Annotated in this window: 20 protein-coding genes; 5 read left to right on the plus strand and 15 right to left on the minus strand. The window is 35.8% G+C overall.

Annotated features, from left to right (window positions below; genetic code table 11):
- Positions 1–48: 48 nt before the first annotated feature.
- Together IEW94_RS08530 and IEW94_RS08535 are read right to left on the minus strand one after the other, a co-directional pair.
- Positions 49–792: a phosphoglycerol geranylgeranyltransferase gene (locus IEW94_RS08530; protein ID WP_188651982.1), complete on the minus strand. Its 744-nt coding sequence runs from the start codon at positions 790–792 to the stop codon at positions 49–51.
- Positions 793–1,419 (minus strand): 4'-phosphopantetheinyl transferase family protein, encoded by a 627-nt coding sequence (locus IEW94_RS08535; protein WP_188651984.1) that lies wholly within the window; start codon positions 1,417–1,419, stop codon positions 793–795.
- 64 nt (positions 1,420–1,483) lie between these two features.
- Here IEW94_RS08535 and ahcY point away from each other — a divergent pair, with 64 nt between their 5' ends.
- The gene (gene ahcY / locus IEW94_RS08540) at positions 1,484–2,800 is read left to right on the plus strand and encodes an adenosylhomocysteinase (protein ID WP_188651986.1); all 1,317 of its coding nucleotides are present in this window, start codon (positions 1,484–1,486) and stop codon (positions 2,798–2,800) included.
- On the opposite strand, the gene IEW94_RS08545 is transcribed toward ahcY, so the two are convergent.
- On the minus strand, positions 2,797–2,940 hold the full coding sequence (locus IEW94_RS08545; RefSeq protein WP_188651988.1) for a hypothetical protein: 144 nt from the start codon (positions 2,938–2,940) through the stop codon (positions 2,797–2,799). The two genes, ahcY and IEW94_RS08545, sit on opposite strands and share 4 nt — an antisense overlap.
- Before the next feature lie 114 nt (positions 2,941–3,054).
- Between IEW94_RS08545 and IEW94_RS08550 the strand changes: the two genes are divergently transcribed.
- Complete coding sequence (locus IEW94_RS08550) at positions 3,055–3,519, plus strand: very short patch repair endonuclease (RefSeq protein WP_188651990.1); 465 nt, start codon at positions 3,055–3,057, stop codon at positions 3,517–3,519.
- 82 nt (positions 3,520–3,601) lie between these two features.
- Here the strand turns inward: IEW94_RS08550 and rpmA are convergent, their stop codons facing one another.
- From rpmA to IEW94_RS08570, 4 genes are all read right to left on the minus strand, one after another.
- On the minus strand, positions 3,602–3,862 hold the full coding sequence (gene rpmA, locus IEW94_RS08555) for a 50S ribosomal protein L27 (protein ID WP_188651992.1): 261 nt from the start codon (positions 3,860–3,862) through the stop codon (positions 3,602–3,604).
- Between the two features lie 25 nt (positions 3,863–3,887).
- Positions 3,888–4,412 carry a 50S ribosomal protein L21 gene (gene rplU / locus IEW94_RS08560; RefSeq protein ID WP_188651994.1) on the minus strand — a complete coding sequence of 175 codons (525 nt, stop codon included), beginning with the start codon at positions 4,410–4,412 and terminating at the stop codon, positions 3,888–3,890.
- A 96-nt stretch (positions 4,413–4,508) separates the two neighbouring features.
- Positions 4,509–4,961, minus strand: a complete 453-nt coding sequence (locus tag IEW94_RS08565) for a DUF4199 domain-containing protein (protein WP_188651997.1) — start codon at positions 4,959–4,961, stop codon at positions 4,509–4,511.
- 203 nt (positions 4,962–5,164) lie between these two features.
- On the minus strand, positions 5,165–6,043 hold the full coding sequence (locus tag IEW94_RS08570) for a DMT family transporter (RefSeq protein WP_188651999.1): 879 nt from the start codon (positions 6,041–6,043) through the stop codon (positions 5,165–5,167).
- Positions 6,044–6,137: 94 nt separating this feature from the next.
- Here IEW94_RS08570 and IEW94_RS08575 point away from each other — a divergent pair, with 94 nt between their 5' ends.
- Positions 6,138–6,698 (plus strand): heavy-metal-associated domain-containing protein, encoded by a 561-nt coding sequence (locus IEW94_RS08575; RefSeq protein WP_188652001.1) that lies wholly within the window; start codon positions 6,138–6,140, stop codon positions 6,696–6,698.
- A 46-nt stretch (positions 6,699–6,744) separates the two neighbouring features.
- Here the strand turns inward: IEW94_RS08575 and gldD are convergent, their stop codons facing one another.
- The 4 genes from gldD to mutY form a co-directional block, all read right to left on the minus strand.
- Positions 6,745–7,326, minus strand: coding sequence for a gliding motility lipoprotein GldD (gene gldD, locus IEW94_RS08580; RefSeq protein ID WP_188652003.1), 582 nt, complete (start codon positions 7,324–7,326; stop codon positions 6,745–6,747).
- On the minus strand, positions 7,323–8,630 hold the full coding sequence (locus IEW94_RS08585; protein ID WP_188652006.1) for a gliding motility-associated protein GldE: 1,308 nt from the start codon (positions 8,628–8,630) through the stop codon (positions 7,323–7,325). Before IEW94_RS08585 ends, gldD begins: the two co-directional genes overlap by 4 nt.
- A 23-nt stretch (positions 8,631–8,653) precedes the next feature.
- Positions 8,654–9,103: a single-stranded DNA-binding protein gene (locus tag IEW94_RS08590; protein WP_188652007.1), complete on the minus strand. Its 450-nt coding sequence runs from the start codon at positions 9,101–9,103 to the stop codon at positions 8,654–8,656.
- Positions 9,104–9,196: 93 nt separating this feature from the next.
- On the minus strand, positions 9,197–10,237 hold the full coding sequence (gene mutY / locus IEW94_RS08595; RefSeq protein WP_188652009.1) for an A/G-specific adenine glycosylase: 1,041 nt from the start codon (positions 10,235–10,237) through the stop codon (positions 9,197–9,199).
- 139 nt (positions 10,238–10,376) lie between these two features.
- Here mutY and IEW94_RS08600 point away from each other — a divergent pair, with 139 nt between their 5' ends.
- Together IEW94_RS08600 and IEW94_RS08605 are read left to right on the plus strand one after the other, a co-directional pair.
- A complete protein-coding gene (locus tag IEW94_RS08600; protein WP_166960647.1) occupies positions 10,377–10,667 on the plus strand; it encodes an HU family DNA-binding protein in 291 nt (96 codons plus the stop codon).
- Positions 10,668–11,061: 394 nt separating this feature from the next.
- Positions 11,062–12,609, plus strand: a complete 1,548-nt coding sequence (locus IEW94_RS08605; protein ID WP_188652011.1) for an Rne/Rng family ribonuclease — start codon at positions 11,062–11,064, stop codon at positions 12,607–12,609.
- Positions 12,610–12,754: 145 nt separating this feature from the next.
- Here the strand turns inward: IEW94_RS08605 and ypfJ are convergent, their stop codons facing one another.
- From ypfJ to IEW94_RS08625, 4 genes are all read right to left on the minus strand, one after another.
- Positions 12,755–13,654, minus strand: coding sequence for a KPN_02809 family neutral zinc metallopeptidase (gene ypfJ, locus IEW94_RS08610; protein WP_188652013.1), 900 nt, complete (start codon positions 13,652–13,654; stop codon positions 12,755–12,757).
- 161 nt (positions 13,655–13,815) lie between these two features.
- Positions 13,816–14,856 (minus strand): NADP(H)-dependent aldo-keto reductase, encoded by a 1,041-nt coding sequence (locus IEW94_RS08615; protein WP_188652015.1) that lies wholly within the window; start codon positions 14,854–14,856, stop codon positions 13,816–13,818.
- A 185-nt stretch (positions 14,857–15,041) separates the two neighbouring features.
- Positions 15,042–16,001, minus strand: coding sequence for an OmpA family protein (locus tag IEW94_RS08620; RefSeq protein WP_188652017.1), 960 nt, complete (start codon positions 15,999–16,001; stop codon positions 15,042–15,044).
- Between the two features lie 31 nt (positions 16,002–16,032).
- Positions 16,033–16,797: an exodeoxyribonuclease III gene (locus IEW94_RS08625; protein ID WP_188652019.1), complete on the minus strand. Its 765-nt coding sequence runs from the start codon at positions 16,795–16,797 to the stop codon at positions 16,033–16,035.
- Positions 16,798–16,892 lie beyond the last annotated feature (95 nt).

The following is a 16,892-nucleotide window of genomic DNA, read 5'->3' on the forward strand; positions in this document are numbered from 1 at the left end:
TTAAGATTATAGAGAATAGATAAAAGAAAGGCCTTAAATATCTTTATTCTATCTTCTTAGTTCTTGATTCTTTTTTAATTGTTCAAAAAACGATTCGTCTTTTTCAAAAGCAGTTCCAATAACCACCAAATCGGCTCCTGAATTATATGTTTCATTTAGTTGATTTTTTGTTTTTATCCCTCCGCCCACAATAAGTGGAATGCTCAATTCCTTTTTAACGGCACTTATAATGTCTTTTGTAATAGGCTCCAAAGCACCACTCCCTGCTTCCAAATACATCAATTTCATGCCCAATAATTCGCCTGCTTTGGCTGTATCAACAATTTTTTGAATGTTGCTCCTAGGCATGGGCTCAGTTTGTGTGACTGTTTGTACGGTACATGTTTTACCGTTTTCAATAAGGATATATCCTGTTGGGATAATTTCTAAATTGGTTTTTCTGAGTTCTGAAATCGCTTCCACATGCTTACCTATCAAGTAATCTGGATTTCTTCCCGAAATTAAACTTAAAAACAAGAGTGCGTCGGCTTTCTTGGTTATTTGTGTGATATCTCCCGGAAACAAAACCACAGGCAATTGGGTGTGCTTTTTTATTTCAGTGACCAAACTATGGGTAACCCCAGCTTTTACTGTACTGCCTCCTACAAAGATATGTGTGGCAATTGAAGCATTGACTTTGCTGATAAACCCAGCAATATTTTCTATAGCGAAAGAATCAGGATCAACCAAGACAGCCAATAATTTATCATTATGATCAACTGATGCCTGTATGTTTTTATAGATGTTTGTCATTTAAGCCAAGGCATATGCACAGGTAAATCCTTCAAACTCTAAAAAGTTAACATGGTAGCGGCTTTTTATTCCTTTATAGTCAATCCATGCTACAGTTGATTGGTCTTCCAAAGAAAACGGAATAACCAAACAGTGTTCCTTAAAACTCAACCCTGGTGTTACAAACAGTTTGTACAACGATTCCTTTACACACCAAATTATGGTCAGTTTCTTAACGTAATCAGTATCAGATTCTATCAAATAATTAAATTCATAATCAATAAACTTGTTAGCAATGATGGAAATTTTATCACGCTGCTTTTCAATATCAATCCCTACAATACCGTCGCTCACCACAACGGCCGAAAACGTAAACGAATGGGTTATGGATATGTGTTTGCCGTCTTTTAAATATGGCTTTCCTTGTTTATCATAATGTAAATCAACATCTTCATATCCAAATTCCGCCAAAAGCTTCCTAACACTCAAAAAGCCTCGTTGATGCAACTCACTTTTCATATTTAAAACACGCTCTAAGCTCTTTGGTTTTAAATGAACCGATTTAAACAAATCATCATAAGACTCCGTAATCTTCCAGATTTTAACAGTAGTTTGTGAATTTGGGGTAATGGTTTTATAAAGAGGCATTTAATATTCTGAAAGTTATTGGTTATCTTTGCAGCAAAAATTTCTGAAATACAAATATACTAATATGAACACAAAAACAGTTGCTTACGTTCCTAATAAGGTAAAAGATATCTCCTTAGCCGATTGGGGAAGAAAAGAGATTGAATTAGCCGAGGCAGAAATGCCAGGATTAATGAGCCTTCGTGAAGAATATAAAAACAGCCAACCGCTCAAAGGCGCTAGAATTGCTGGTTGTTTACACATGACTATTCAAACAGCCGTTTTAATAGAAACGTTGCAAGCTCTTGGTGCCGAAGTTACCTGGAGTTCCTGTAATATTTTCTCAACTCAAGATCAAGCTGCGGCAGCCATTGCTGCTGCAGGAACAGCGGTCTATGCTTGGAAAGATATGACTGAAGAAGAATTTGACTGGTGTATTGAACAAACATTGTTTTTTGGAGAGGACAGAAAACCATTGAACATGATTCTGGATGATGGCGGTGATTTAACCAATATGGTGTTGGACAAATACCCAGAGCTTATTCCAGGAATAAAAGGACTAAGTGAAGAAACCACAACTGGTGTACATAGATTATATGAGCGCATGAAAGCTGGAACATTACCAATGCCTGCCATTAATGTGAACGACTCGGTTACCAAAAGCAAGTTTGACAATAAATACGGCTGTCGTGAAAGTGCTGTTGATGCCATTAGACGAGCTACTGATGTGATGCTTGCCGGAAAACGAGTGGTTGTATGTGGCTATGGTGATGTAGGTAAAGGAACAGCTGCCTCCTTTAAAGGAGCTGGAAGTATTGTAACCGTTACCGAGATTGACCCTATCTGTGCCTTACAAGCAGCTATGGATGGTTTTGAGGTAAAACGTTTGGAAACGGTGGCTTCCAATGCTGATATTATCATCACAACTACTGGCAACAAAGATATTGTTCGAAAAGAACATTTTGAAGCCGTTAAAGACAAGACCATTATCTGTAATATTGGGCACTTTGATAACGAGATTGATATGGCTTGGTTAAATAAAAACTACGGACATACCAAAAACACCATCAAACCTCAAGTTGACAAATATACCATTAACGGTAAAGATATTATCGTTTTAGCCGAAGGCCGTTTGGTGAACTTAGGATGTGCTACCGGCCACCCAAGTTTTGTAATGAGTAATTCATTTACCAACCAAACTTTGGCTCAAATTGAATTGTGGACCAACAGTGACGCCTATGAAAACAAAGTGTATATGTTACCAAAGCATCTGGATGAAAAAGTAGCCAAACTACACTTAGAAAAAATTGGTGTAGAATTGACCGAGCTTAAAGAAGACCAAGCAAAATATATTGGTGTAACGGTTGAGGGCCCTTTTAAACCAGATTATTACAGATACTAAAAAATTGTCATGCTGAAGATGTCACCCTGAGCGAAGTCGAAGGGCTGCTTCAACATCTCATAATAAAAATCCCAAGCAGCTCCAGTTTGGGATTTTTTCTTTTTTTCGGCAATTGCTAAAGCACCGCGCTTTCCGTTCATAGTTTTACAAAACCATAAATGGAAGTTTTGTAAAAGCTAACCACTGCAATCGCTATTGCAACAAGTTCTAAAATTGATTAACATTCCATTTTTTCATTATATTCATATTCAATTATGCCATATAAAGAAGAAAAAATAAAAGTCCCCCGTTTTAACGAAGCCTCTGGTTTTTATACCACCAAAAAACGCTCCAAGATCATGAGCAAAATTCGAGGTAAAAACACCAAGCCCGAATTAGTGTTCAGAAAAGCGCTATGGGAAAAAGGGGTTCGGTATCGCATCAACAATAAAACGCTTCCTGGAAAACCCGATATCTCCATTCAAAAATACAAATTGGCCATTTTTATTGATGGTGAGTTTTGGCATGGTTACAATTGGAACGAACGCAAGGAAACCATTCAAAGCAACAGAACATTCTGGATACCAAAAATAGAACGCAACATACAACGTGATGAGGAAGTCAATCAACAACTTACAGACTTGGGCTATAGTGTTTTTAGGTTTTGGGAAGGCGACATTAAAACCGAACTGGACAAGTGCATTAATGATATATTGGTTTATTTGGATTGGAAGAAATAAACTGCATCAAAAACAAACAAAAACAAAAAACCCTTTCTGAAAAACAGAAAGGGTTTTTATATGTTAAAAAGATATTGGTTTCTTAAGCTTCAAAAGGCTCAACAGAAACGTATGATTTGTTATCTTTTTTCTTAGCGAATCTTACAATACCATCAACATAGGCATGTAATGTATGATCTTTTGAAGAATATACGTTTTCACCTGGGTGGTGTGTATTTCCTCTTTGTCTAACGATAATGTTTCCTGCTTTTGCAGCTTGACCACCAAAAATCTTAACACCTAAGCGTTTTGATTCTGATTCTCTACCGTTTTTCGAACTTCCGACTCCTTTTTTATGTGCCATTTTATTTCGATTTTATATGTTCAAATTAACTTAAAGCAGCAATTAATTCAGCTTTCTTCATTGAAGAATATCCTGTAATTTCTTTTGCTTTAGCCATATCTCTTAATTCTGCAACAGTTAAACTACTTAAATCTTGAGTAGCTTCTGCTTTTTTAGCTGGTTTAGCCTCTGCTTTTGGTGCAGCAGCTTCCACTTTTGGTTCAGCTTTCTTTTCTACTTTAGCAGCTTTTTTAGCTCCAGAAGCAGCAATGTTTTCAATAATAATCTCAGTTAAAGCTTGACGATGACCGTTTTTAACACGGTATCCTTTACGTCTTTTCTTTTTAAAGACGATCACTTTATCACCTTTAAGGTGCTTTAAGACTTTGGCTCCTACTTGAGCTCCGTCTATAGCTGGGGCGCCTACAGTTACATTGTCACCATCACCAATAAGAAGTACATTATCAAAAGCAACTTGCTTTCCTTCTTCAGCTTGTAAACGGTGAACAAACACTTTTTGGTCTTTTACAACTTTAAATTGTTGCCCTGCTATCTCTACAATTGCGTACATAGCGTAACGTTTTATTAATTATTTTATTAAATATATGAACTTGCCTATAATTAGGCGGGTGCAAATATACTGCTAATAAATTAATTTACAAACGTTTTATTTCTTTTGGGGCATATTTCCGCTGTTTTTAAAAAACTGCATAACAGTAAGCGTAGAAATCACTGTGGTGGCAAACCCCATAATGGCAACAATAAACGTAACCATACCATCATTTATATCAAAACCTCCATTCATGGTTTCAAGTAACTGCCCAAGAAAATCAACATTGATTTCGGTTGAATAAAACAAAAAGAAAACGGTAAACACTATGGTGGCGGTGGCACCGGTTACAATACCAGTTGAAAACCCACTGGTATATGTAAATGCATCGCCTTGCTCCAATTTATAAATCCTAATGGCTTCATAAATACCAAATGCCGTTATGGCAGCATTAACAAAACTATAAACAGGGTTAATATGTTTATCGAACAGGGCGAGAAATAAAAAATAAGCAATTAAAACAGCGCTGGTTACAAGACCAAATCTAATTGGAAGGATTATTTTTTTCATCTGTTAATATTTATTTGTTTTAAAAAAGGTCAGATGGAATGCCCAATTAGCATTTTGCTTGAAATTGTAATTAATTGCTAACGGGCATTTCATGGAATCTTGATTTTTATTCAATTAAATTTCGGAAAAATTTATGGTTTAAAATAATTACATCTCTATTTTTTTGAAAGCTGACTTAAAACAAGACTTTAAAAACAGTCTAATCAGGCTTGTCTTCTGTGGGATAAATAAACCCCCAATAAAATAATCAAACTAGCAAAAATTTGGAGAATTCCAAATGTTTCCCCGTCCAAAAAACCCCATAAAAAAGCAACAATGGGCATTAAAAACGTAACCGATGAAGCAAATACAGGCGTTGCCATTTGAACCAGCTTGTTGTATAATACTTTTGCCAAGGCGGTACCAAAAAACGATAAAATAGTGATATAAACCATCGCCATTTTAAGTCCTGGGTTTTGAAAGGTTGCGGTTGAAAAGAAATTGGTGAACAACAGTACGACTATTTCAGGGATAAATATAATAACATAATTGCCGGTTGCTATACTTAATGGATGCAGGTTCTGCAAATGGCGTTTAATAATGTTCACATTGGCAGCATACATAACAGTTGACAAAATTACAAATCCAGCAAACAGGTAATTTTGATTGGGGTTTAAGTCTGCACTTTTAAAAATAAGTAAAGTCGTTCCGATAAAACCAACTATAACCCCTAAAACCTGTCGTTTAGTAGATGTAATTTTAAACACTGCAAACCCCAATAAAATGGTATTCAAGGGCGTCAATGAATTTAAAATGGAAATAACAGCACTATCTATTTCCGTGCCCGCAATAGCAAATAAGAATGCTGGGAAAAATGACCCTAAAAAACCAGATATAGCAAGCCACTTCCATTCTGTTTTTGAGATTCCATTCAGCTTGTTATATCCCGCCGCAAATAAAAACAAACCAGTAATAATAGTCCGCATAGCGCCTAACTGGTAAATGGTCAATCCCTCAAGCGCTTTCTTAATTAAAATAAATGAACTGCCCCAAATGATTGATAGTATAAAAAGATATATCCATTTTGAATTGTTCACACGCATAACGAGTTAATTTTAAGCAATTATTAAGGCATTTCAACTGCAAAAGACGGTTTTATTTCTGTAATTTTGTAAATAATTTTTATACTATTAACTGATGAACACATTAAAAAATATTATGGGTATTTTTTTGCTAGCTCTTATATCGTTTAGCTGCAAAAATGAGACAAAGCCTGAGGTTAAAACCATAGAGACTGAAAGCGCATTACAAACTGTAAAAACGGTTGATCCTAATGCTAATTATGCTAAAGCAGAATTTACAATTGACGGAATGACCTGCGCTATGGGTTGTGCCAAAACCATTGAAAGAAAAATTGCTGCCATGGAAGGTGTAAAATCCTCTGTAGTAGATTTTGACCGTAAATTAGCCATGGTTGAGTATGATGTGGCAAAGGTTTCACCTACTTCTCTTACTGAGATGGTTGCCAAAGCCGGAGACATGTACAAGGTAAGTGATATGAAAACCGTTGAGGCTTTTTCATCCAACAAATCTTGTGATCTTAAGTGTAGCCCAAACTGTACTAAAAAAGATTGCCCAGATTGCATGGCAAAAGCTGAAGCTTGTAAAGCCAATTGTGCCAATAAAACCGAAGCAGAGAAAATGGCATGCGCCAAAGAAGGTCAAAAATCATGCTGTATGAACAAGACCAAAGTATAAATCTGGTTTAATATAATAAAAAAGCTTCTCAAAATGAGAAGCTTTTTTATTTCCACCTAATGGTTTCCATAATGTGCTTGATATCTTTTTCCAAATACTTTGCCGCCGGATAAATGGAATCGTAATTTGGTTTCACATAAAAATACAAAGACCCTGTTAAAAAGTGCTCTACACTGTCAGTCACATAAAACTGAGATTGCGAAGCCGCATTACCCCCTACCTCATAAAACATACCATACACTTTGTTTAAATCGTTTTCGTATCGTCTGTCAATAATTTCATCGGCTTTGGCTGTATGCTTTTGCGTGAAGTTTTGTGCATCATGCAAAAAGGCTCTCAAATTAGCAGGATTGTGTTTAATTGATTTATAAGTCAAGTAAATCGTGCCCTTTAAGGACGGATACAGGATGTTAATGCCATAACTTTCAGTTGTGCTTTTAATCTTTTTTGAAGTAATCTTTTTGGCTAAGGCATTCACCTCAAATGAGAACGGCATACTATCAATAGTTGTTTTGGAATAGGCTGCCTCTGGATATTCCAAACGCAAAAAGGCCTTGGGCTTGGGAATAGCGTCATCATGACAAGCTACACAAACAAGAAACACGATTACTAAATAAAAATATCTCATTCCAATATGGTGAATTTTATGAATTTAATGCGCTTATTGTCCAAAGCTTCTATAGTGAAAACGTAATTTTTAAAATTTATTTTACTGTTGAGTTTTGGGAAGTTTTTGGAAACCTCAAGAACAAAACCGGCAACCGTTTCCGCTTCACCTTTATGCTCTTCAAAAACGGCTTCATCTTCAACTTTTGTAATCTTATAAAAATCCCGAAGTGCTGTTTTGCCTTCAAACACAAAATTGTGGTCATCTAATTTTGAGTATTTTAAATCTTCATCATCAAACTCATCACTTATATCACCAACAATTTCCTCAATAATATCTTCTAGCGAAATCAATCCAGAGGTGCCTCCGTACTCATCAACAACAACAGCAAGGTGTACTTTTTTCTCTTGGAATTCTGCCATTAAATCATCCAGCTTTTTGTTTTCTGGTACAAAAAATGGCTCTCGTAACAAGGTAGTCCAATCAAATTGTTTTCTATCTATATATGGCAACAAATCTTTTACATAAAGAATGCCTTGAATATTGTCAATATTGTCTTTATACACCGGAATTCTGGAATAGCCGTTTTCAACAATTTCTTCCATAATCTCCAAATATTTTTGGTCAACGCTAAGCGCAAAAATATCAATTCGGGGGCGCATGACTTGTTTGGTATCAGTATTCCCAAAAGACACAATACCTTGCAATATTTTTTGTTCTTCCTTGGTAGTATCTTCTTCACTTGTAAGTTGTAAGGCTTGGGATAACTGGTCAACACTTAAGTTTGATTTTTGCTTGCCCAATTTGTTTTGAATGGCAATGGTTACGCTTCGCATGGGCAAACTCAATGGCGAAAAAACAATGTCTAAAAACTGTAGCGGATACGCCATGAACATGGCAAATTTCACCTTGTTTCTGCTGGCGTATATCTTTGGAAGAATCTCACCGAACAACAGGATTAAAAACGTGACTATGACAACTTCCACTATAAATTTTAATATAACTGACGTTATGCCTTCAAACAAAAAACCTCCCAAAAACGCAAACAGAATAACGATGCCTATGTTAATAAAGTTATTGGCCACCAAAATGGTTGCCAATAATTTTTTGGGGCGTTCCAATAATTTTGAAATGATTTGTACGCGTTTGGATTTTTTTTCAAGTCCTTCTTCTATATCGGTTCGGGTAAGAGAGAACAAGGCAACTTCTGCACCAGAAACAAGTGCGGAAAAAAACAACAATAAAAATAACAGTGCAAATCCGATGATAATTGAAAAATCAATTGTCATAAATAATGCTTTAAAACTCGGGGGATCAGGATCCAAATAAAATAGTATTAGTTAAACAATCAGAATGGAAGGTCATCGTCTTCTTCTCCAATAGGCTCATTAGTCATGCTGTTTTGACTGTCTGCTTTTTGGGGTTCCTGTTTAGTAGGGGACGCTTGTCCTTCACTTTCTTTTTTAGTGGTTAAAAAGGTAAAGTCGGTACACTGAATTTCAGTGGAATACCTTTCATTACCACTATCATCTTGCCATTTTCTGGTTTTTATACGTCCTTCAACATAAATTCTATCGCCTTTACTCAAATACTTTTCACAAATTTCAGCAGCTTTATTGCGCACTACAATATTATGCCATTCCGTATTTGTTACACGCTCATTGGTTTGTTTGCTAGTGTAAGTTTCATTAGTGGCCAACGGAAATCTTCCCACGCAACCGCCACCTTCAAAATAATGCATTTTTACTTCATCTCCCAAATGCCCAATCAGCATCACTTTATTTAATGTTCCAGACATAAATTTTGTTCTATTTTTTCAAAAGCAAAATTAACCATTTGCTTCTCATTTTTTTAAAATTAATAAAAAATTATCACAGTGAAGACGAATACCTTAAAAATTAAAAGCATCTATAAAATTTCCAATTAATATGGGCACAGGATAACTGTGGATATTATCAATTGGGATAGCATCACCATTAAGATTATCAACATGGATAATCCAAAATTTGGTATGTAAATGCTGATGTGATAGTTTATGGATAATTGTGTTGTCATTATATAAGGACACCTCAAAGTCAACCTCTTTTAATAGCTCATGGGTAGACAACTGTTTTGAAATGTTTTTTTCTGTTACAGCGGTTTTGGTCTCTATTAAAGGAAATTGATACAGATTTTGCCAGATACCTTTCCCTTCACGCTTTTCCAATATGGTTTTATTGTCTTTTGAAATAAGAACCAAAAAATTAAAATGTTTTTTGGAAACCTTATTTGGTTTAGTTTTTACAGGTAATTGGTTAATGCTGCTTTTTTGCAAAGCCACACAACTATCTTGCAACGGGCAGATGCTACAATTTGGATTTTGTGGTTTGCATTGCACAGCGCCAAACTCCATAATGGCTTGGTTAAAGTCTGCCGGGTTTTCTATGTCTATCAACTGTTGGGCCAATAGTTTGAATTCCTTTTTCCCTTGTGTGGAGTTTATAGGTGTGTCTATTCCAAAATAGCGCGAAAGCACCCTGTAGACGTTGCCATCAACTACAGCGGCAGGCTCATTAAAGCAAATGGAGGCTATGGCACTGGCTGTGTAATCGCCTACACCTTTTAACTGTAGGAGTTCTTTATAACTTGATGGGAATTCCCCATTCAGTTTTTCAACAATATATTTTGCCGTAGCATGCAAATTCCTGGCACGTGAGTAATAGCCCAATCCTTGCCACAATTTTAAAACCTGACTTTCATCGGCATTGGCCAAATGAAAAACGGTTGGAAATTCCCTAAGAAAAGACTCATAATATGGCAGGCCTTGCTTAATTTGTGTCTGCTGCAAAATAATTTCTGATAACCAAATACAATAAGGGTCTTTGGTTTGTCTCCACGGAAGTTCTCGTTTATTATTTGAATACCAATTTATTAATGTTTTAGAGACTATCATTCTTTGATTTAAATGAGTAGGCAAAAATAAACGTTTATAATCTTAAATTTTAATGAATTAGGTTTGAAATATTGAATTTTAAATTCCTATATTTGCATCCCTTTTAAATTTATATAGTAACTTAAATAAAATATTAAAAATGACTAAGGCTGATTTAGTAGCAAAAATTTCCGAAAAATTAGGAATTGAGAAAGGCGATGTTCAAGCAACCGTTGAAACGTTCATGGATGAAGTAAAAACCTCTTTAGAAAGTGGCGATAATGTTTACTTAAGAGGATTTGGAAGTTTCATTATTAAAACAAGAGCAGAAAAAACCGGTAGAAATATTTCAAAAAATACCACTATCAAAATACCTGCGCACAACATTCCTTCTTTTAAGCCTGCAAAAGTATTTGTTGAAGGCGTTAAAACTAACGTAGACGTTAAATAAAACATTTATATTATTAATTTAAAAAACATAATTTATGCCAAGTGGTAAAAAACGCAAGAGACATAAGGTTGCAACGCACAAGCGTAAAAAACGTAGGCGCGCTAATCGTCACAAAAAGAAAAAATAACCAAAAAAAGTAGTTACATAAGCTACTTTTTTTTGGTCTTTAATACAAAACGTTCTTTGAAATGAGTTCATCAAAATTTTAATCACTTTACGTGGTTTTTGAACTCCACGGATTTAAAAAATCCTGTGAAAAATAATGTATAATCCATCTATATAATTTGGTTGTTGGTTAATGGTTTACAGTTGATTGTTATTGGTGTTCCACTTTTAACTTTTTAACTTTTAACTTTTAGCTTTTAACTAAAGCGTATGGATAAAAATTAACTTAATGGATAAAGAATTGATTATTCGATCTAGTTCAGAAGATGTTGATTTTGCCTTATTAAAAGATGGAAAACTCATTGAATTACATAAGGACGAAGGTGGTAACGATTTTTCTGTTGGTGATGTGTTTATAGCCAAAATAAGAAAAACCGTTCCCGGACTAAATGCTGCATTTGTTAATGTAGGTTATGAAAAAGATGCGTTTTTGCATTATCATGATTTAGGGCCAAAACTTCCTTCTCTTTTAAAATTCACAAAACGTGTAAGCACAGGTAAACTAAAAGATTTTTCTTTAAAAAATTTCCCATTTGAAAAAGATATTGATAAAGGCGGAAGCATTGCCGATGTCTTAAAATCAAATCAATCGCTATTGGTACAAATAGTAAAAGAACCCATATCAACTAAAGGGCCCAGAATAAGTTCTGAGCTGTCTATAGCTGGTAGGTATATTGTTTTAGTGCCTTTTTCCGATCGCATTTCCATTTCACAAAAAATAGAAAGCAAGGAAGAAAAAGACCGATTAAAACGATTGGTGAAAAGTATCACCCCTCAAGGTTTTGGAATTATTGTACGTACCGTAGCAGAAGGCAAAAAAGTAGCCGAACTGGATAAAGATTTACAAAACTTGCTTAGTCGTTGGACGGCAATGTGTAAAAAATTGAACAGAGCCCATCATCCAAGTAAAGTATTAGGAGAATTAAACAAAGCCTCGTCTATGTTACGGGATATATTTAATGACACCTTTACCAGTATTCATGTTGATGATGAAGAGCTTTATTACCAAATTAAAGATTATGTGCAAGAAATTGCACCCAATAAAGAATCAATCGTTAAGTTGTATCAATCAAATGTTCCCATTTTCGAAAAATTTGGAATAGAAAGACAGATTAAAACCTCATTTGGTAAAACCGTTTCTATGTCAAAAGGCGCCTATTTAATAATAGAGCATACCGAAGCCCTTCATGTTATAGATGTAAACAGCGGTAACAGGTCTAACAAGGCAAACAACCAAGAGGATACAGCACTAGAGGTCAACCTGATTGCTGCTACAGAAATTGCCCGCCAATTACGCTTGCGTGATATGGGAGGCATCATAGTAGTGGATTTTATTGATATGACCAATGCTGAAAACAGGCAGAAGCTTTTCAATCATTTTAGAGATGAAATGAGCGATGACAGAGCCAAACACAAAATACTGCCTCCAAGTAAATTTGGATTGATCCAAATAACCAGACAGCGAGTACGTCCAGAAATGAACATAAAAACCCGCGAAGAAAATCCAGACGCCATTATGAATGGTGAAGAAGTTGAAGCACCCATAGGATTGGTGCAAAAAATGACTCACGATCTGGAAACATTATTAAAAAAAGACTATAAAAAGTTGACTTTAAACACACATCCTTTTATAGCGGCCTTTTTAACAAAAGGTTTTCCATCAGTACGTTCAAAATGGTTTTTTGAACACAAAAAATGGGTTAAAGTTTTACCAAGAGATGCTTACACATATTTAGAATATCATTTTTTTGATAAAGATGGTAAACAAATTAAATAATTAAAAAAAGCCCAGCTAAAATTAGTTGGGCTTTTTGTTTTAATACGTCATTGTGAAGGTAATTTTTAATTACCTGTGGCAATCTAATTATTTCTATTTCTAAGAGATTACTTCGTCATACTTTCTCGTAATGACATAATAAATTTTATAACGAAGGCGCGCTAAACGTATCGCCTTGTGATAAATCTCCGGTATCAAATCCCTTTTTAAACCAACGCATACGCTGTGCCGAGGTACCATGCGTAAAGGAGTCTGGAACCACATGTCCGCTTGATTGCTTTTGCAAGCGGTCATCACCAATGGCATTGGCGGCATTCAAGGCCTCCTCCAAATCGCCCGTTTCCATCATCTGTGTCATTTCTTGCGAATAGTGCGCCCAAACGCCCGCTAAAAAATCGGCTTGAAGCTCCAATCTGACTGAGTATTTATTGTATTCTGTTTGACTAAGTTGACCTCTTAATCGTTGCATTTTATCAGAAATTCCCATTATTTTTTGGATATGGTGCCCTACCTCATGGGCAATTACATAGGCTTGGGCAAAATCGCCTGGTGCATGTAATTGGCGTTCCATATCATCAAAAAAACTTAAATCCAAATATAATTTTTCATCGCCCGGACAATAAAAAGGTCCTGTTGAACTGGAAGCCGAACCACACGCAGATGACACCGAACCTGTAAAAAGCACCAATGTAGGCTCTCTGTAATTATCTAAAAGCTTATTCCAAACATCTTCGGTATTCGCCAATATGGTAGCACTAAAATCCGCTAATTCCTGTTCTTTGGCAGTAGGTTTATATGGTGCAGATGTTTCTGTTTGAACGCTACCGCCACTTAAAAACTGACTGATTAACGTTAATGGGTTCTTACCTAGTATTAAAGAAATCACCAAAAAGACACCAACAATAAATAGTCCTACTTTTGAAAACAGAAGTCTAATTAAAGGCCCTAAAAGTGTTGGGTTAACCCCGCCTATTCCTTGTCCTGATGACCTTTGCCCTCTACGGTCTTCAACATTGGAACTGCGTCTTCTACCTTGCCATTTCATATTATAAAAATAAATTCCCTGTATTTTAAGTGAATCAATTTACATATTATTTTAATATGTTGAATTATTAAAATGATATAAAAAAAGGAATATAGCTAATATCACTAAGCTGGATTTAGGATTATTGAAGCTTTGATGAGATTCCTGCTTTCGCAGGAATTTTAAGGTGCCGGATTAGGAATCACTTTATGGACTTCATTGATTTGTGCCAAGACCTCCTCAGATAACGTTACATTGATACTATCTATGTTTTCCTTAAGCTGTTCCATTTTAGTGGCACCTATGATGTTGCTGGTAACAAACGGTTGCTGATTGACAAACGCTAAACTCATTTGCGCCAAGCTCATATTATTATCCTCTGCAATTTTTAAATAGCGTTTGGCAGCTTCGGTAGATTGTTCACTGCTATATCTTGCAAATCTTGGAAACAATTTTAATCGGGAATCATCTGTGGCCGTGCCTTTTATATATTTACCGGACAACACTCCAAATGCCATGGGCGAATAGGCCAACAACCCAATGTTTTCCCTTAAAGAAACCTCAGCTAAGTCGCCTTCAAATGTTCTGTTTAGCAAGGAATACGCATTCTGAATGGTGCTCATTCTTGGTAAACCATTATTTTTTGATTCCTCTAAATAACGCATGGTTCCCCATGCTTTTTCATTGGATATACCAATATGGCGGATTTTACCTGCTTTGATTTGCTCTTCAAGAGCACGGAGCACCTCATTAAAATTATCTTGCCATTCATCACTGGGGTCATGTTTGTAGTCTCTAATACCAAATGTATTGGTTAAGCGCTCTGGCCAGTGAATTTGGTACAAATCAATATAATCGGTTTGCAAGCGTTTTAACTCCTTTTCAATAGCTTCAGTAATAGATTCAGGGTTTAAACCCGTACTGCGTATGTGTTTGGTATAGTCGCTGGAACGGCCAATAATCTTACTTGCTAAAATAATCTTATCTCTATTGCCTGTTTTGTGGAACCACGTTCCAATAATCTTACTGGTTCGCCCTTGGGTTTTGGGTTCGGCAGGAACCGGATACATTTCTGCGGTGTCAAAAAAATTGATACCTTGCTCCAAAGCATAGTCCATTTGTTGATGCCCTTCTGCTTCTGTGTTTTGATTGCCCCATGTCATGGTGCCCAAACATATTTTACTGACTTTTATATTGGTATTAGGTAAGGTTGTATATTTCATCTATTAAATTTTGCTTTTGAAAAAAGCTTAAAGATAAAAAAACCTTTCAGAGTAATAGATTCTGAAAGGTTTAAAACTATGTTAAGGTTTTTGCGTTAGCGATTGCAGTGTAAATCCTTTTATTTTTATGCTAAAAAATAAAAGATTGCAACGTAAAGCGCGACCCTTGTGGTAACGCCCACTTATTAATTATCATTTAACAACTTGGAAAGCTCGTCTAACTTAGGTGTTAAAATGACTTCTATTCGTCTGTTTTTGGCACGTCCCTCAGGTGTATCGTTGGTTGCAATTGGTGCATACTCCCCACGTCCTGCTGCGGTTAAGTTTTCAGGATTAATGCCATCATTTTCTCGTAAAATATTAACAATAGCAGTGGCTCGTTTGGTTGATAAATCCCAGTTACCACTTAACTGTCCGTTACCTTGATATGGAACGTTATCGGTATGTCCTTCAATTAGCACAGCTATGTCAGGATTTTGTGCTAAAACGTTACCGAGTTGCTGAACGGCTCGTCTTCCCTCTGAACCAACAGCCCAACTACCTGAATTGAACAATAATTTATTTTCCATAGAGACATATACTTTACCATTGCGTTGCTCAACAGTTAGTCCTTTACCTTCAAAATCGGTCAAGGCTCTTGAGATAGCATCTTTTAATGCTCTCATGGCCGCATCTTTATCGGCTATCACTTTTTCTAGTTCTGCCACACGATTAGAACGGTCTTCCAATTCGTTTTTAAGTTTTACAAGACGTTGGTTCTCAGCTGCCAAAGCTTGTTCTTTAGCTTCCAGCTGAGCCAATAACTCCCTGTTTTTTTGGGAATTTGCAGCAATAGCTGCTGAACTGTTTTTTTCCAAAGCATCATACGAATCTTTTAACGCATCGTAGTTGGCCTTTGTGGCATTGTAATCACTTTGTAATCTGTCACGGTCTGCTACGGCTTCATCATAGGCCGCTTGCAGTTGCTTCAATTCATTTTCTGCCGCTGTTTTGGCGCTTAAAAGAGATTCGTTCTCATCAGATAGTTTCCTGTTTTCCTGTTTTAAATTATTGTATTTTCCTTCTAACTCCTTATAAACTTTAGGAGACACACAAGAAGCTACAAATGCTAACGTTACGACTGCTAATGGGATTTTTTTTATCATTTTTTATATTCTGATTAAGGTTTGTTTTAACTTATTTTTCTATTTCCAATAAAATAGGACAATGATCACTGTGGGCAGCGTCAGACAATATAACGGCTCTTTTAATGTTTTCTTGTAATGGTTGCGAAACCATGGCATAATCCAAACGCCATCCTTTGTTATTAGCTCGGGCATTGGCACGATAACTCCACCAGGTATAATTATCGGGCTCTTTATTTAAATACCTGAAAGAATCTATAAAGCCACTTTTAATGAAGTTACCAATCCACTTGCGCTCTACCGGTAAAAATCCGGAGGTATTGCTCAAGCCTTTTGGATTATGAATATCGATTTCTTCATGACAAATATTATAATCACCACAAATAATCAAATTTGGGATGTCTTTTTTAAGGGTATTGATATAGTTTTGAAACATGTCCATATATTCAAGTTTATGGTCTAAACGGGCATCATTGGTTCCTGAGGGTAAATACAAACTCATGACTGAAAATCCATCAAAATCTGCTCTAAGGTTTCTGCCTTCAAAATCCATTGACTCAATTCCTGTGCCATATTCAACATGATTGGGTTTGATCTTACTTAAAATGGCAACCCCGCTATATCCTTTTTTTTGCGCGCTAAACCAATAGGTGTATTGGTATCCCGCTTCAGTAAACATATCTAAATCCAATTGTTCTTTTAATGCCTTTATTTCCTGTAAGCAAACAATATCGGGGTTGGCACTTTTCAACCAGTCTATAAACCCTTTATTAATTGCTGCTCTTATACCATTGACGTTATAGGATATTATCTTCATGTTTCTAATAAGAATTTCAGCTAAAATAAATAATGCGTTACTTTTACACTATTATTTTACAGCACATTTAACGAAAAGTATTAACAAAATATTTT

It is taken from the genome of Yeosuana aromativorans (assembly GCF_014646655.1).
GTDB classification, from domain to species: Bacteria; Bacteroidota; Bacteroidia; order Flavobacteriales; family Flavobacteriaceae; genus Yeosuana; species Yeosuana aromativorans.

Excerpts from the sequence above, each read along its gene's own strand:
- IEW94_RS08530 (WP_188651982.1), bottom strand. The coding sequence starts at position 792 with ATGACAAACATCTATAAAAACATACAGGCATCAGTTGATCATAATGAT.
- rplU (WP_188651994.1), bottom strand. The coding sequence starts at position 4,412 with ATGTACGCAATTGTAGAGATAGCAGGGCAACAATTTAAAGTTGTAAAA.
- IEW94_RS08605 (WP_188652011.1), top strand. The coding sequence starts at position 11,062 with ATGGATAAAGAATTGATTATTCGATCTAGTTCAGAAGATGTTGATTTT.
- IEW94_RS08590 (WP_188652007.1), bottom strand. The coding sequence starts at position 9,103 with ATGTCTGGAACATTAAATAAAGTGATGCTGATTGGGCATTTGGGAGAT.
- IEW94_RS08620 (WP_188652017.1), bottom strand. The coding sequence starts at position 16,001 with ATGATAAAAAAAATCCCATTAGCAGTCGTAACGTTAGCATTTGTAGCT.
- IEW94_RS08575 (WP_188652001.1), top strand. The coding sequence starts at position 6,138 with ATGAACACATTAAAAAATATTATGGGTATTTTTTTGCTAGCTCTTATA.
- IEW94_RS08625 (WP_188652019.1), bottom strand. The coding sequence starts at position 16,797 with ATGAAGATAATATCCTATAACGTCAATGGTATAAGAGCAGCAATTAAT.
- IEW94_RS08600 (WP_166960647.1), top strand. The coding sequence starts at position 10,377 with ATGACTAAGGCTGATTTAGTAGCAAAAATTTCCGAAAAATTAGGAATT.
- ahcY (WP_188651986.1), top strand. The coding sequence starts at position 1,484 with ATGAACACAAAAACAGTTGCTTACGTTCCTAATAAGGTAAAAGATATC.
- IEW94_RS08565 (WP_188651997.1), bottom strand. The coding sequence starts at position 4,961 with ATGAAAAAAATAATCCTTCCAATTAGATTTGGTCTTGTAACCAGCGCT.
- mutY (WP_188652009.1), bottom strand. The coding sequence starts at position 10,237 with ATGATAGTCTCTAAAACATTAATAAATTGGTATTCAAATAATAAACGA.
- IEW94_RS08570 (WP_188651999.1), bottom strand. The coding sequence starts at position 6,043 with ATGCGTGTGAACAATTCAAAATGGATATATCTTTTTATACTATCAATC.
- IEW94_RS08545 (WP_188651988.1), bottom strand. The coding sequence starts at position 2,940 with ATGAACGGAAAGCGCGGTGCTTTAGCAATTGCCGAAAAAAAGAAAAAA.
- IEW94_RS08550 (WP_188651990.1), top strand. The coding sequence starts at position 3,055 with ATGCCATATAAAGAAGAAAAAATAAAAGTCCCCCGTTTTAACGAAGCC.
- rpmA (WP_188651992.1), bottom strand. The coding sequence starts at position 3,862 with ATGGCACATAAAAAAGGAGTCGGAAGTTCGAAAAACGGTAGAGAATCA.
- ypfJ (WP_188652013.1), bottom strand. The coding sequence starts at position 13,654 with ATGAAATGGCAAGGTAGAAGACGCAGTTCCAATGTTGAAGACCGTAGA.
- IEW94_RS08535 (WP_188651984.1), bottom strand. The coding sequence starts at position 1,419 with ATGCCTCTTTATAAAACCATTACCCCAAATTCACAAACTACTGTTAAA.
- IEW94_RS08615 (WP_188652015.1), bottom strand. The coding sequence starts at position 14,856 with ATGAAATATACAACCTTACCTAATACCAATATAAAAGTCAGTAAAATA.
- gldD (WP_188652003.1), bottom strand. The coding sequence starts at position 7,326 with ATGAGATATTTTTATTTAGTAATCGTGTTTCTTGTTTGTGTAGCTTGT.